Consider the following 15,160-nt stretch of genomic DNA (forward strand, 5'->3'; position numbering starts at 1 on the left):
ACCTGGAAGATGAGGTATAAAAATCCTCCGTTTACAGATACTATTTCAAGCAAGGGAAATGTACTGCAAATGGAGGAATTTTATATGAAAGCTACAGGAATTGTCCGCAGGATTGACGACCTCGGAAGGGTGGTCATTCCGAAGGAAATCAGAAAAACGTTAAGAATAAGGGAATCCGACCCGCTGGAAATTTTTACCGACCGGGAAGGAGAAATCATACTGAAGAAATATTCCCCAATCGGGGAGCTGGGCAGCTTTGCCAAGGAATATGCCGAGTCACTGGCGCAGACGACCGGTCACAGCATCTGCATTACCGACAAGGACCAGATAATTGCCGCGGCAGGGGGCTTAAAGCGCGAGTACGTGGGGCGCCCCATCAGCGGGTCGCTGGAGAGCCTTATCGGGGAGCGCGAAAATGTGCTTTACAATATGTCAGACAGGGAGTACATTGAAATCTTCGACAGCAGCGAGGAAAAGCGACCGCAGGTCATCAGCCCGATTATCTGCGAGGGAGACGCCATCGGCGCCGTCGTGATGGTGGGAAGAAGCGATAAGGTCACGATGGGGGAAACTGAGCAGGTGGTGGCAAAATGCGCGGCAAATTTTATGGGAAAACAGATGGAAGCATAAAATAAGCGGCTCCGGGAAACTTTTATCCCGGAGCCGGTTAAATGTGCATTTGAATCGGGCGCTTAAAATATCCGCCCGGATCAGCGGCTGAAACGATTATCGCCCCTGCTGCTTTACATATCCCTGCTCATTTCACTGAGCAGATTTTTCTTCATTTCATACAGCTTGTCGGAGAGGTCGACATACATCTCGTGCGGGTTGACAAGACGCCGCGTCTCGTCCCAGAGGGTATCCAGCTCTCTGGTGCAGATATCACGGATTTCCATGACGCTGGGCGAGGTATAGACACACTCGCCGTTTTTAAATACCGGTACCAGCAGCTCACGCATAGTGTAGGTGCCCGCTTTCAGCCGGGTGTGCTTCCAGGTCTCCGCCGGGTCGAAAATGACAAGGTCTTCGGATTCGTCAAAGGTTTCGTCTGCAAGAGAGATGAGGTCCGCTTTCACCTTGTGGGCATCCTTTTCGTAGATGCGGTAAATGGTCTTGTTGCCCGGATTGGTGATTTTCTCCGTGTTGTCCGAAAGCTTGATCTTCGGAAGAAAATTACCGTTTTCGTCCTGGATAGCAGCCAGCTTGTACACGCCGCCGAAGGACGGGCAGTCCTTGGAGGTGATCAGGTTTGTGCCGACGCCCCAGGAGGTGATGCGGCAGCCCTGCGCTTTCAGACTGTCGATCAGATATTCATCCAGGTCGCTGGAAGCGGAAATGTAGGCGTCAGTAAATCCGGCGGCATCCAGCATCCGGCGCGCCTTCTTCGAAAGGTATGCGAGGTCGCCGCTGTCCAGACGGATGCCGTAATTTTTCATCTCAAGACCGGAATCGCGCATTTCCGTAAAGACACGGATTGCATTCGGAACGCCGGATTTTAAGGTATCGTAGGTATCTACCAGCAGGCAGCAGGCATTCGGATAGAGGTCCGCGTAGGTTTTAAAAGCAGTATATTCGTCCGGGAAGCTCATAATCCAGCTATGTGCGTGCGTGCCCTTCACCGGAACATCGAAAAGCTGTCCGGCAAGCACGTTGGAGGTTCCGATACAGCCGCCAATCATTGCGGCGCGCGCACCGTACACACCGGCATCCGGTCCCTGCGCGCGGCGAAGCCCGAACTCCATAATGCCGTCTCCCTGCGCGGCGTAAACAACGCGGGAAGCCTTTGTGGCAATCAGACACTGGTGGTTGATAATCGTCAGAATGGCGGTCTCCACGAGCTGCGCTTCCATAATCGGCGCGATAACTTTAATAAGCGGCTCGCGCGGGAAAACAACGGTGCCCTCCGGAATGGCATAGATATCGCCGCTGAACCGGAAGGTGCTGAGATAGTCGAGAAAATCTGCATCAAAAATATGCAGCCCCTCCAGATATGCAATGTCCTCTGCCGAGAAGCGGAGATTCTTGATGTATTCGATTACCTGCTCCAGCCCGGCCGCGATTGCGTAGCCGCCGTCGCTGGGATTGTGACGGTAAAACATATCAAAAACTACCGTTTCGTTTGTGCGGCTCTTAAAGTAGCCCTGCATCATGGTCAGTTCATAGAGGTCAGTCAGAAGACTGATATTCATTGTGCTCATGATTGTTTCTCCTGTCCTTTTACATAGTATATTTGCCGTGTGAGTGAGAAATATGCGGCTTATTTCGTCCATTATAGCACAGTTCGGGAAGATGCGGTATGTAAATTGAAAAAATTTGCGGCGGGAATGGAGTCCCCTGCGCTCCGGATTATGAAAGTTTACTCTTGCGCGGTACTTTGAAATGTGTTATTGCTAATCTATATGGTTTTTGCCGGGAATCTGCAGTAAAAGAATCTGAAGATAAAAATGTTTGAAAAAATTTGAAAAAAATGCAAAAAAGGGCTTGCATTTTTTTCAAACCTGTTCTATAATACATCGTGTTGTGACATTGGGCTATCGCCAAACGGTAAGGCAACGGACTCTGACTCCGTCATTTCAAGGTTCGAATCCTTGTAGCCCAGCTAAGAGGAAGGAGTTGCTGAAGCAGCTCCTTTTTTGTCTGACAGAAGATTGTCTTATTACAGAAAGGATGATTTATATGGCATATCAATACCGCAGCCGCATCCGCTACAGCGAAATTGGCGAGGACAAAAAGCTTACGCTGCCCGGTCTGGTGAATTATTTCCAGGACTGCAGCACCTTCCAGTCGGAGGCACTCGGCATAGGGCTGGACACGCTGGGAGCGCGCCAGCGGGCATGGCTTCTGGCGTCCTGGAAAATTGTAATAGACAGGCTGCCGCGGCTTGGGGAGGAGGTTGTGACGGAGACCTGGCCATATGGCTTTAAGGGCTTCCAGGGAAACCGCAACTTCCGTATGCTGGACCAGGAGGGACATACACTGGCTGCAGCGGCATCCGTCTGGATTTATTTAAATGTGGAAAGCGGGCATCCGTGCCGGATTGACGGGGATGTTCTGGAGGCATATGAGCTGGAAGAGGAGCTGCCGCTCGGTCCGTTTTCGCGCAAGATTCCGGTTCCGGAGGAAAGCACGGAGCGGGACAGCTTTCTGGTGATGCGCAGTCACCTGGACACCAATCACCATGTCAACAACGGGCAGTATATACTGATGGCGGAGGAATATCTGCCGGAGGGCTTTAAAGTAAAGCAGATACGCGTGGAGTACCGCAAAGCCGCCGTTCTGCACGATACGATTGTGCCGTTTGTGTGCACAGAGCCGCAGCGCTGCACGGTCAGCCTTTGCGGAAGTGATGAAAAGCCGTTTGCCGTCGTAGAATTTTCGGAATAACCAGTGAAAAACGCCGGAGCAATAAGCGGACATAAGAGGGAGGAAATTATGCTGGAGCTGGGGAAAAAGCAGATACTGACAATTCTGAAAGAAACCGATTTCGGAGTTTATCTCGGAGAAAAAGAGAATCCGCAGGAGCGCGTACTGCTCCCGAAAAAAGAGGTGCCGGAGGAAGCGGCGACTGGCGATACGCTGGAGGTCTTTTTATATAAGGATTCCAAAGACCGCCTGATTGCCACGCGCAGGGAACCGGCGATGACGCTTGGCGGCGTTGCCGTTGTGAAGGTTGCGCAGGTCGCATCCATCGGAGCTTTTCTTGAATGGGGGCTGGAGAAAGACCTGCTGCTGCCGTTCAGAGAGCAGACGGCAAAGGTACAGGCGGGGCAGTCCTGTCTGGCGGCGCTGTACATTGATAAAAGCGGGCGTCTCTGCGCCACGATGAATGTTTATCCGTATCTTCGCACGGATTCGCCCTATAAAAAGGACGACCATGTCACCGGGACGATTTATCAGATAAGTGAAGAATTTGGCGTATTTGTGGCGGTGGACAACTGCTATTCCGGTCTGATCCCGCGAAAAGAGGCGGCGGGACATTTCCGTATCGGCGATACCATCCAGGCGCGAGTGACAGAGGTAAAGGAAGACGGAAAGCTGAGTCTGTCCGCCCGCGAAAAAGCATACCTGCAGATGGACGAGGATGCAGAAAATATTATGCAGATAATTGAAGGGTATGACGGCGTACTGCCGTTTAATGACAAAGCGTCGCCGGAAGTGATAAAGCGTGAATTCGGACTGAGTAAAAACGCGTTCAAGCGCGGCGTCGGCAGACTTTTAAAAGAGGGACGCGTGGAAATCACAGAGAAATCTATCCGCAAAATAAAATAAGATAACTGAATAGTTATTAAAATGAGCGGATTTTGAAAAACGGTGGAGGCTCATTTGACGGGCATCCCCCAATAATACGAGGAGGAAAAAGCGATGAAACAGGTAATCAGCACAGACAAGGCACCGGCGGCAATTGGACCGTATTCGCAGGCAGTCGAGGTAAACGGGATGGTCTATACCTCCGGAGTGATTCCGGTAAATCCGGCGACCGGGGAAATCCCGGAAGGCGTGGAGGCACAGGCGAGACAGGCGTTCTCCAATCTTTCCAATCTGCTGGAGGCGGCAGGCACTTCGATGGCACAGGCGGTGAAAACCACGGTGTTTATTAAAGAAATGAATGACTTTGGAAAGATTAATGAAATTTATGCGGAGTATTTTACAAAGCCGTATCCGGCGCGCTCCTGTGTGGAAGTTGCACGACTTCCGAAAGATGTTCTGCTGGAAATTGAGGTAATAGCACTGAAATAAAAGCTTATCCCGGCAAAACTGCCTGTGAAAAAGGGAGAAACTGCCAGAGGTACTTGTAAATGCGGCATTCCTGCGGTATGATAGAGCTGTAACAGAACAAAGGCAGCAGGGCGCCACGGCGAAACTGCTGTCAGGCAAAAAAGGGAGGAGTAAACGCATGAAGGTACAGAACATTACAGATATTAATAGATTTTTTGAAGTAATCGACAGCTGCAAGGGAAAGGTAGAACTGGTGACAGGCGAGGGAGACAGACTGAACCTCAAATCAAAGCTCTGCCAGTATGTTTCTCTGGCGAACATTTTTTCAAACGGAGAAATCCCGGAGCTGGAAATTCTGGCATATGAGCCGGAGGACATCGAAAAACTGATCTCCTACATGATGAACAGCTAAGAGAGCGCATGTGGGGGAAGTACTGGTTGCTCCGTTTACTGTAACGCGGGTGAAGTACTTTTTGCACGGTAATTAAAAAAAGAGATGAAAAGACCGCCATAAAATGGTATACTATGGGTATATTATTTTACGGCGTTTTTTTTTGCTGCCATGCATGCGACAAAAACGTCCGGCGGACGTTTTTAGTTGTCGGTGACGGATGCCCGGATACAGCGGGGAAGCCCGGTCTGCCTGTGGCTGTCTGCCGGCAGCGGACACAAAAGAAATGAGGTACAGACTTGAATTTTACGCATTTACATGTTCATACGGAATACAGTCTCCTGGACGGTTCGAATAAAATAAAGGAATATGTGGCGCGGGTGAAGGAGCTGGGCATGAACAGCGCCGCCATCACCGACCACGGCGCGATGTACGGCGTTATCGATTTTTACCGGGCGGCGCGGGCGGAAGGGATTAAGCCGATTCTGGGCTGCGAGGTATATGTGGCGCCCAATTCCCGTTTTGACCGCGAAAACACCGGCGGCGAGGACCGGTACTACCATCTTGTGCTGCTGGCGGAGAACAATACCGGCTATGCCAATCTGATTAAAATCGTATCGGCGGGCTTTGTGGAGGGCTACTATTACAAGCCGCGCGTCGATAAGGAGCTGCTTCGGCAGTACCACGAGGGAATTATCGCTCTCAGCGCCTGCCTGGCGGGAGAGATTCCGCGCTATCTGGTGCGCGGATTATACGAGGAAGGAAAAAAGGTTGCGCTGGAGTATCAGGAAATCTTTGGCAAAGGAAATTTCTTCCTGGAGCTGCAGGACCACGGCATCGCCAATCAGCAGATCGTCAACCAGCAGCTTCTGCGCATGAGCGCGGAGACCGGCATAGAGCTGGTGGCGACGAACGACGTGCACTATACGCTGGCGTCCGATGCCGAGCCGCACGACATCCTGCTCTGCATCCAGACCGGAAAAAAGCTGCAGGACGAGGACCGTATGCGCTACGAGGGCGGTCAGTATTACGTGAAATCGCCGGAGGAGATGGCGCAGCTCTTTCCGTATGCGCTGCAGGCGCTGGAAAATACGCAGAAAATCGCGGACCGCTGCAATGTGGAAATTGAATTCGGCGTGACAAAGCTGCCGCGCTTCGATGTGCCGGAGGGGTATACCTCCTGGGAATATTTAAACAAGCTCTGCTTCGACGGGCTTGCGCTGCGGTATCCGCCGGAGCAGGCAGAAGAGCTGAAAGAGCGGCTGAATTATGAGCTTGGCATCATTCAGAAGATGGGCTATGTGGACTATTTCCTGATTGTATGGGATTTCATCCGCTACGCGCGCGACCACGATATCAGCGTTGGTCCGGGGCGCGGCTCGGCGGCGGGCAGTCTGGTGTCCTACACGCTGGGTATCACCAAGCTGGACCCGATTAAATATAACTTACTGTTTGAGCGTTTTCTGAATCCGGAGCGTGTCTCCATGCCCGATATTGATATCGATTTCTGTTTCGAGAGACGGCAGGAGGTCATTGACTATGTTGTCCGCAAATACGGCAAGGACCGCGTTGTGCAGATTGTTACCTTCGGTACGCTGGCGGCGCGCGGTGTCATCCGCGACGTCGGGCGCGTCATGGACATCCCCTATTCGGTGGTGGATTCCGTGGCGAAAATGGTGCCGCAGGAGCTGAACATCACGCTGGATAAGGCGCTGCAGGAAAACAGCGAGCTGCGCAAAATCTACGAGGAAGATCCTCAGATGCACCGGCTGATAGATATGGCAAAGCGTCTGGAGGGGCTGCCGCGCCACACCTCCATGCACGCGGCGGGCGTTGTTATCTGCCAGAAGGCGGCGGACGAGTACGTGCCGCTCTCCCGCGGAAGCGACGGTTCCATCACCACGCAGTTTACCATGACGACGCTGGAGGAGCTGGGGCTTCTGAAAATGGACTTTCTCGGACTGCGCACGCTGACGGTGATACAGGACGCTGTCAAGCTGGTACAAAAAGACACCGGAGTGCTGCTGGACATGGATAAAATCGACTACGACGATAAAGCTGTGCTGAATTCGCTCGGTACCGGAAAAACGGACGGCGTATTCCAGCTTGAAAGCGCCGGGATGCAGAATTTCATGAAGGAGCTGAAGCCGCAGAGCCTGGAGGATCTGATTGCCGGTATCTCGCTTTACCGTCCGGGACCGATGGATTTCATTCCGCAGTACATCCGCGGGAAAAATCATCCGGAGACCATCACCTACGACTGCCCGCAGCTGAAGCCGATTCTGGAGCCGACCTACGGCTGTATTGTGTACCAGGAGCAGGTTATGCAGATCGTGCGCGACCTCGGCGGCTACACGCTTGGAAGAAGCGATTTGCTGCGCCGTGCCATGTCGAAAAAGAAAGCATCTGTTATGGAAAAGGAGCGCCGCAACTTTGTGTACGGAAATGAGGAGGAGGGCGTGCCCGGCTGCATCAAAAACGGGATTTCCGAGCAGGTGGCGAATAAAATCTACGACGATATGATAGATTTTGCAAAATACGCCTTCAACAAATCCCATGCGGCGGCTTACGCGGTCGTTTCTTACCAGACAGCGTGGCTGAAATATTACTATCCGCTGGAATTTATGGCGTCTCTCATGACGTCCGTAATCGACAATCCGCCGAAGGTGGCGGCGTATCATATGACCTGCCGCAAGATGGGCATCGAGATTCTGCCGCCGGATGTCAACTGCGGGGAGGGCGGTTTTTCCGTGGAAAACGGCAAAATCCGCTATGGACTTTCCGCCATCAAGAGCATTGGCAGACCGGTGATTGCCGCGCTCGTGGAGGAGCGCGAAAAGAACGGACGCTATACCTCGCTGAAAAATCTCGTCGAGCGTATGTCCGGCAAGGATATCAACAAGCGCACGCTGGAGAGCTTTATCAAATCGGGCGCTCTCGACAGCCTGGGCGCGACACGCCGGCAGATGATGACGGTCTACTCGCAGGTGTGCGACGCGGTTAATCAGGAGCGGAAAACATCGCTTGCCGGGCAGATGAGCCTTTTCGATTTTGTGGGCGAGGAGGAAAAAAAGCATTACGAAATCTCCATGCCGGATGTGGGCGAATACGAAAAGGAGCAGCTTCTGGCATATGAAAAGGAGGTGCTCGGCTTTTACGTAAGCGGACATCCGCTGGAGGCTTACGAGGAGCTCTGGCGCAAGCGCATTACGAATGTTACCACCGATTTCCAGCCGGATGAGGAGACCGGGATTCCGCTGGTGCAGGACCAGAGCCGCGTGACGGTGGGCGGCATGATTACTGCAAAAACGATTAAATATACAAAGACCAACAAGACGATGGCGTTTCTGACGCTGGAAGATCTGCTGGGAACGGTGGAAGTGGTGGTGTTCCCGCGTGATTACGAGAAAAACAGAAGTCTTCTGAACACGGATGAAAAGGTATTCATCACCGGAAGAGTTTCCGCGGAGGACGACAAGGCGAGCAAGCTGATTTGCGAGAGCATGACATCGTTTTCCGATATCACAAAGGAAATCTGGATACAGTTCCCCGACATGGCGAGCTACCAGGCGGGCGAGCAGGAAATGTACCGGATCCTGCGCGGCTCGGACGGCAGGGACAGGGTGGCAATTTATGTCCGCTCCCCGCGTTCCGTGAAAAAGCTGTCCGAAAACTGGGCGGTAAATGCCGACGCGGAGCTGCTGGCGGCGCTGGCGGAGAAATTTGGCAGTGAAAACGTAAAAACTATTTGAAAATACACGCAAAATGCATTACACTATGGGCAGAGGGAAATCCCATCCGGAGTGGATTTGAAATTGTGTCTGTAAACGGAGTGGACGATAACATAACTTTCGAAGGAGGGCTTCAAAATGGCAAAAGAGGTAAACACCATCGGCGTACTGACAAGCGGCGGCGACGCATCCGGCATGAATGCGGCAATCCGTGCCGTGGTCAGAAAAGCCATATATAATGGGAAAAAGGTAAAGGGCATCTACCGGGGATACAGCGGACTTCTGAACGAGGAAATCCGCGACCTCACGGCGCGGGATGTATCCGATACGATTTCCCGCGGCGGCACCATTCTCGGAACGGCGCGCTGCTCGGAATTCCGCACGGAAGAGGGGCAGAAGCTCGGCGCGGAAATCTGCCGGAAGCACGGCATCGAGGGACTGGTAGTCATCGGCGGCGACGGCTCCTTTGCCGGTGCGCAGAAGCTGGCCGGGCTCGGTATCAATACCATCGGCGTTCCGGGTACGATTGACCTGGATATCGCCTGTACCGAGTACACCATCGGTTTTGATACGGCAATCAATACGGCGATGGAGGCGATCGATAAGGTGCGCGATACCTCTACCTCCCACGAAAGATGCAGCATTATCGAGGTAATGGGCAGACAGGCGGGCTATATCGCTCTGTACTGCGGCATTGCAAACGGTGCAGAGGATATTCTGGTGCCGGAAAAATATGATTTTGACGAGCAGAAGCTGATTAACAATATTCTGAAGAACAGAAAGCGCGGCAAAAAGCATCATATTATCATCAACGCGGAGGGCATCGGGCACTCCACCTCTATGGCACGCCGTATCGAGGCGGCTACCGGCGTTGAGACGCGGGCGACCATTCTCGGACATATGCAGCGCGGCGGCAGCCCGACCTGCAAGGACCGCGTGTATGCTTCCATGATGGGCGCTTATGCGGTGGATCTGCTCTGCGCGGGTAAGACAAACCGTGTAGTAGGCTACCGTCACGGCGATTTTACAGATTTTGACATCGATGAGGCACTGGCAATGCAGAAAGAACTTCCGGAATATATGTGGGAAGTGGCATATGCTCTTTCGGTATAAGTATTATGATTAACAGTACGTCGAATAAACAGATAAAAAATCTCGTGCAGCTCCTTACAAAGGCGAAGGCGCGCAGAGAGCAGGGGCTTTTTGTGGCGGAGGGCGTGCGGATGTACCGCGAAACACCCAAAGACGACCTCGTAAAGACCTATGTATCTGAGAGCTTTTATGAAAAAGAAGAAAACCGTGCGCTCCTTCAGGGGACGGAGCTGGAAATCGTGACGGACCGGGTCTTTGCGTCCACGTCGGATACAAAAACGCCGCAGGGCATTCTGTGCCTGGTCCGGCAGCGTGAATATACGCCAGCACAGATGCTGCGGGCGGAAAATCCCCTTCTGTTGCTTCTGGAGGATATCCAGGACCCCGGAAATCTGGGGACGATTTTCCGCGCGGCGGAGGCGGCGGGGGCCACAGGAATTATTATGAGCAGCGGGACAGCGGATATCTATAATCCCAAAACCATCCGTTCCACGATGGGCTCCATCTACCGTATGCCTTTTCTGTATACAAAGGACATTGCGGCAATGCAGGAGAAGCTTAAGGCACGCGGCATCCGTACCTATGCGGCGCATCTTAAGGGAAGCTGCACGTATACGGAGCAGGCTTACCGGAAGGGCTGCGCGTTTCTGATTGGAAACGAGGGCAGGGGGCTTAGTGATGCGCTGGCGGAAAAAGCGGACGCCCGTATAAAAATCCCCATGTCCGGGGAAGTGGAATCGCTCAATGCGGCGGTTTCCGCGGCAATCTTAATGTTTGAAGCAAAAAGGCAGAGAAGCGGCGGTTTATAATAAAATCGCCGTTTTAAAATCTTCCTATTGACAAAAAATATTAACTGTTATAAAATAGACGCGTAATAAAGTTAACAAATTTGTAACAAACAGGCAGGATTCATGGAAAACTGTTTGTATATAGGAGGTTTTAATTGCTTATGAAAAGACGAATGAAACAGGTTCTCTGCACAACCATGTCTACGCTTGCACTCGCTGCGGCGGTGGGCGGCGCGGCATCTGCATCTGCTACGGCAGATAAATGCGGCGGCAAAAATATTGCAGTGGCAAATGTAGAGACAGACCTTCTCATCCGTGAGGCAGCATCCGGAGACAGCAGGGTAATCGGTTTTGTGCCGGGCGCGGCAGGCGTTATTGTGCGCAGCATGGACGAAGAGTGGACGCTGATTGAATCGGGAGATATTACCGGGTATGTAAAAACAGACTATCTTGCATTCGGAGATACCGCGGAACAGTTAAAATCCATTTACGGAGTTCTCGGTGCGGTGGCGAATTATAACGGCGTAAAAGTATTTGCGGACAATGAAAACTTATCTTCCGTAATCGGCACGCTGAACGAGGGCGAGGGCTATGAGGTGCTCGGAAGCACTGCCAACTGGGTGGAGGTCCAGCTTTCAGACGGCACGATGGCGTATGTGGCAGCGGAAGATGTGGAAATGACAACGGTACTCGATACCGCGATTGCTACTGATGCATACGTGGCTCCGGCACAGACAGAGGCGGCGCAGAGCACTCCGGAGACGGAAAGCTATGCGGAGACAGAGAGCTACGTGGAAACGGAAGCCTATGTGGAGACAGAACCCTACGTAGAAACCGAGGGTTATGTGGAAACAGAAGCTTACGTAGAAACTGAGGGCTATGTAGAAACAGAAGCTTATGTGGAGACAGAGCCCTATGTAGAAACAGAAGGTTATGTGGAAACGGAAGCTTACGTAGAGACTGAGGGCTATGTAGAAACAGAAGCTTATGTGGAGACAGAAGCCTATGTGGAAACGGAAAGCTGGAGTGACGGAAGCTCAGACGGTACATACGAAGAAACTGGTGTTTGGGAGGAAGGCGAGGACGACGGACTTGGCGGAGACGAGTACGTAGACCCGTCGGCAGATGCGGGCAGCACAGACAGCTCCTCCGGTTCCAGCTACAGCGCGAGCGACCTGGACCTTCTGGCGGCGCTCATCTACTGCGAAGCCGGAAACCAGAGCGAAGAAGGAAAAATCGCAGTCGGGCAGGTCGTTATGAACCGTGTCAACAGTTCATCCTTCGCGGACAGCATCTCCGGTGTTATCTATGAGAGCGGTCAGTTCACACCGGCAAGCACCGGCTGGCTCGACCAGGTAATCGGCAACGCTCCGCAGGACTGCTACGACGCAGCAGCGGCGGCGCTCAGCGGAGCAGGCACCGTAGGCGATGCCCTCTACTTCAACGCCGGCAGCGGTCAGGGACAGCAGATCGGCGACCATCAATTTTATTAAACAATGAGCCGTGCAAAGCCCACGATTCAGATTTTGCTCATGCTTGCATGAAAGCAAAAGCTTGAATCGTGGGCTTTATTGGGCGAATGCCCAAAAACGAAGGAACGAAGTTCCTGAGTGTAGCACGGCGGAGCTGGCGAAGGCGTCATGGAGGATGTGCGTGCTGGCACGCAAACATCCGCGCATGGCGGTATTTTTATGGGACGAAAGTCCCAAACGAAGGAACGGAGTTCCTGAGTGTAGCATGACGGGGCGGAGAGAAGCCGTCGAAGGAACGAAGTTCCTAAGTGTAGCACGGCGGAGCTGGCGAAGGCGTCATGGAGGATGTGCGTGCTGGCACGCAAACATCCGCGCATGGCGGTATTTTTATGGGACGAAAGTCCCAAACGAAGGAACGGAGTTCCTGAGTGTAGCACGGCGGAGCTGGCGAAGCCTCAAAATTCCTGTTTACCTTCCCTCTTCTTTGGTGTATAATAACCACATAGGCGATACAGGGAAGGGAGGATTTCTATGGAACCGATATACTGGCTGATTCTGTTTGCCCTGCTTCTTGTCATAGAGGTGCTTACGATGGGGCTGACGACCGTATGGTTTGCCGGCGGCGCGATTGCGGCGATGGTAGTCTGTATGCTTGGTGGGAACATATGGCTGCAGTGCGGTGTTTTTCTGGCGGTATCTTTTGCGCTGCTTGTGTTTACCAGACCGTTTGCCGTGCGGTATGTAAACCGCAAACGCGAGCGGACCAATGCGGACGGGCTGATTGGACAGAATGCATGTGTCACAGAGACCATCGACAACCTGCAGAGCACCGGAAGAGCACAGGTGCGCGGACAGGAGTGGACCGCACGCTCGGCGGATGACAGACAGATTATCAAGGCGGGCAGTACCGTACAGATCGCTGCGATTGAGGGTGTAAAACTGATTGTGAAGGAAAAGGAGAAAACGACATGACTATAGGGATTATTCTGGCGCTGGTTCTGATTGTGCTTTTACTTTTAACCTCCTGCGTAAAGGTGGTACCGCAGGCATACGGCTATGTTATCGAGCGTCTGGGCGGCTACCAGACGACCTGGGGCGTTGGCGTACATTTCAAAGTGCCGCTTATCGACCGGGTAGCGCGTAAGGTGCTCTTAAAGGAACAGGTAGTAGATTTTGCTCCGCAGCCGGTTATCACAAAGGATAACGTAACCATGCGGATCGACACCATCGTGTTTTTCCAGATTACCGACCCGAAGCTTTATGCATACGGCGTGGAAAATCCGATTATGGCGATTGAAAATCTGACGGCGACCACGCTGCGTAACATCGTCGGCGAGCTGGAGCTGGACGAAACACTCACCTCCAGAGACGTGATAAATACAAAAATGCGCGCTGCGCTGGATCTGGCGACCGACCCGTGGGGCATCAAGGTAAACCGTGTTGAGCTGAAGAGCATCATTCCGCCGGCGGCTATCCAGGAAGCGATGGAGAAGCAGATGAAGGCGGAACGTGAGCGCCGCGAGACCATTCTGGTAGCAGAGGGTGAAAAGAAATCCGCTATTCTGATTGCGGAAGGTAAAAAGCAGTCTATCATTCTGGATGCGGAAGCGGAAAAGCAGGCGGCAATCCTGCGCGCAGAGGCACAGAAAGAAAAGATGATTCGCGAAGCGGAAGGTCAGGCGGAGGCGATTCTGAAGGTGCAGCAGGCAAATGCGGACGGTATCCGTTTCCTGAAAGAAGCGGGCGCAGATTCCAGCGTGCTGGCGCTCAAGAGCTTTGAGGCGATGACAAAGGTAGCGGACGGACAGGCGACCAAGATTATCATTCCGTCGGAAATGCAGAATATGGCGGGCTTCGTAAAAGCCGCCGCAGAAATCGCGAAGAGCGAATAAAGACCGGATAGTCCGGATGGCTGTGCCGGAAACAGCGGATACGGAAAAATTGGAAATTGAGGAGTGCAAAAAAGAAAATGACAGATTTAAAGGGACGCAATTTTTTAACGCTGAAGGATTTCACACCGGAGGAGATTTCCAGTCTGCTGGAGCTTTCCGCGGAATTAAAGGAAAAGAAGAAAAAAGGCATACCGGTGGACATCCACCGGGGCAAAAATGTTGCTCTGATATTTGAAAAAACAAGTACGAGAACGCGCTGCTCCTTCGAGGTGGCGGCGCACGACCTCGGCATGGGAACCACCTATCTTGACCCGAAAAGCTCACAGATTGGAAAAAAAGAGAGCATTGAGGATACGGCGAGGGTGCTCGGAAGCATGTATGAGGGCATCGAGTACCGCGGCTTCGGGCAGGAAATCGTGGAGGAGCTGGCACGCTATGCAGGAGTGCCGGTATGGAACGGTCTGACGAACGAGTATCACCCGACACAGATGCTGGCGGATATGCTCACCATCCAGGAAAATTTCGGCAGATTAAAGGGTATCCGTCTGGTCTATCTGGGGGATGCGCGCTATAACATGGGCAATTCCTATATGATTGCCTGCGCAAAAATGGGAATGCATTTTGTAGCCTGTGCGCCGAAGAAATACTTCCCCTCGCAGGCGCTGGTGGAGGAGTGTCAGGAGTACGCAAAGGAATCCGGGGCTACCATCACGCTGACAGAGGACGTAAAAGAGGGCACAAAGGGTGCAGACGTCATCTGTACGGACGTCTGGGTATCAATGGGCGAGCCGGACGAGGTCTGGGAGGAGCGGATCCGCGACCTTACGCCCTATAAAGTGACCAGGGAGGTTATGGAGAACGGAAATGAGCATGTTATTTTCCTGCATTGTCTGCCGTCCTTCCACGATTTGAACACCGGAATCGGCAAAGAAATGGGTGAGCGCTTTGGTCTGACAGAAATGGAAGTGACGGACGAGGTATTCCGCAGCGAACGCTCAAGGGTATTCCAGGAAGCGGAAAACAGAATGCACACGATAAAAGCAGTCATGCTGGCAACGCTTGGAGAAGCATAGGTGCT

Annotated in this window: 13 protein-coding genes and 1 tRNA gene; 13 read left to right on the forward strand and 1 reads right to left on the reverse strand. The window is 52.7% G+C overall.

Annotation, left to right across the window (positions count from 1 at the left end; translation table 11 throughout):
- Nucleotides 1-84: 84 nt before the first annotated feature.
- Nucleotides 85-630, forward strand: coding sequence for a stage V sporulation protein T (gene spoVT / locus NQ534_RS14730; protein WP_040782947.1), 546 nt, complete (start codon nt 85-87; stop codon nt 628-630).
- A gap of 113 nt (nt 631-743) precedes the next feature.
- Here spoVT and NQ534_RS14735 read toward each other — a convergent pair whose 3' ends face one another.
- Entirely contained in the window at nt 744-2,198 is a 1,455-nt protein-coding gene (locus NQ534_RS14735) for a nicotinate phosphoribosyltransferase (protein WP_040782860.1), read from the reverse strand.
- A gap of 329 nt (nt 2,199-2,527) precedes the next feature.
- On the opposite strand from NQ534_RS14735, the gene NQ534_RS14740 reads away from it, so the two are divergent.
- The 12 genes from NQ534_RS14740 to argF all read left to right on the forward strand — a co-directional run bounded on the left by NQ534_RS14740 (nt 2,528) and on the right by argF (nt 15,155).
- Nucleotides 2,528-2,599, forward strand: a tRNA-Gln gene (locus NQ534_RS14740).
- 77 nt (nt 2,600-2,676) lie between these two features.
- Entirely contained in the window at nt 2,677-3,384 is a 708-nt protein-coding gene (locus NQ534_RS14745) for an acyl-[acyl-carrier-protein] thioesterase (RefSeq protein ID WP_040782949.1), read from the forward strand.
- A gap of 48 nt (nt 3,385-3,432) precedes the next feature.
- On the forward strand, nt 3,433-4,269 hold the full coding sequence (locus NQ534_RS14750; protein ID WP_040782862.1) for a CvfB family protein: 837 nt from the start codon (nt 3,433-3,435) through the stop codon (nt 4,267-4,269).
- 93 nt (nt 4,270-4,362) lie between these two features.
- Nucleotides 4,363-4,737, forward strand: a complete 375-nt coding sequence (locus NQ534_RS14755; protein ID WP_006861553.1) for a RidA family protein — start codon at nt 4,363-4,365, stop codon at nt 4,735-4,737.
- A 157-nt stretch (nt 4,738-4,894) separates the two neighbouring features.
- The gene (locus NQ534_RS14760; protein ID WP_006861554.1) at nt 4,895-5,128 is read left to right on the forward strand and encodes a hypothetical protein; all 234 of its coding nucleotides are present in this window, start codon (nt 4,895-4,897) and stop codon (nt 5,126-5,128) included.
- 278 nt (nt 5,129-5,406) lie between these two features.
- Nucleotides 5,407-8,859: a DNA polymerase III subunit alpha gene (locus tag NQ534_RS14765; protein WP_006861556.1), complete on the forward strand. Its 3,453-nt coding sequence runs from the start codon at nt 5,407-5,409 to the stop codon at nt 8,857-8,859.
- A 117-nt stretch (nt 8,860-8,976) separates the two neighbouring features.
- Nucleotides 8,977-9,951 (forward strand): 6-phosphofructokinase, encoded by a 975-nt coding sequence (pfkA, locus tag NQ534_RS14770; protein WP_006861557.1) that lies wholly within the window; start codon nt 8,977-8,979, stop codon nt 9,949-9,951.
- Nucleotides 9,952-9,956: 5 nt separating this feature from the next.
- Entirely contained in the window at nt 9,957-10,739 is a 783-nt protein-coding gene (locus tag NQ534_RS14775; RefSeq protein WP_006861558.1) for a TrmH family RNA methyltransferase, read from the forward strand.
- Between the two features lie 140 nt (nt 10,740-10,879).
- A complete protein-coding gene (locus tag NQ534_RS14780; RefSeq protein WP_242655335.1) occupies nt 10,880-12,211 on the forward strand; it encodes a cell wall hydrolase in 1,332 nt (443 codons plus the stop codon).
- A gap of 510 nt (nt 12,212-12,721) precedes the next feature.
- Nucleotides 12,722-13,162 carry an NfeD family protein gene (locus NQ534_RS14785; protein ID WP_006861562.1) on the forward strand — a complete coding sequence of 147 codons (441 nt, stop codon included), beginning with the start codon at nt 12,722-12,724 and terminating at the stop codon, nt 13,160-13,162.
- Nucleotides 13,159-14,082, forward strand: coding sequence for an SPFH domain-containing protein (locus tag NQ534_RS14790; protein ID WP_006861563.1), 924 nt, complete (start codon nt 13,159-13,161; stop codon nt 14,080-14,082). The genes NQ534_RS14785 and NQ534_RS14790 overlap by 4 nt, the downstream gene beginning before the upstream one ends.
- A gap of 77 nt (nt 14,083-14,159) precedes the next feature.
- The gene (argF, locus tag NQ534_RS14795) at nt 14,160-15,155 is read left to right on the forward strand and encodes an ornithine carbamoyltransferase (protein WP_006861564.1); all 996 of its coding nucleotides are present in this window, start codon (nt 14,160-14,162) and stop codon (nt 15,153-15,155) included.
- Nucleotides 15,156-15,160: the final 5 nt, after the last annotated feature.

Source organism: Marvinbryantia formatexigens DSM 14469, assembly GCF_025148285.1.
GTDB classification, from domain to species: Bacteria; Bacillota; Clostridia; order Lachnospirales; family Lachnospiraceae; genus Marvinbryantia; species Marvinbryantia formatexigens.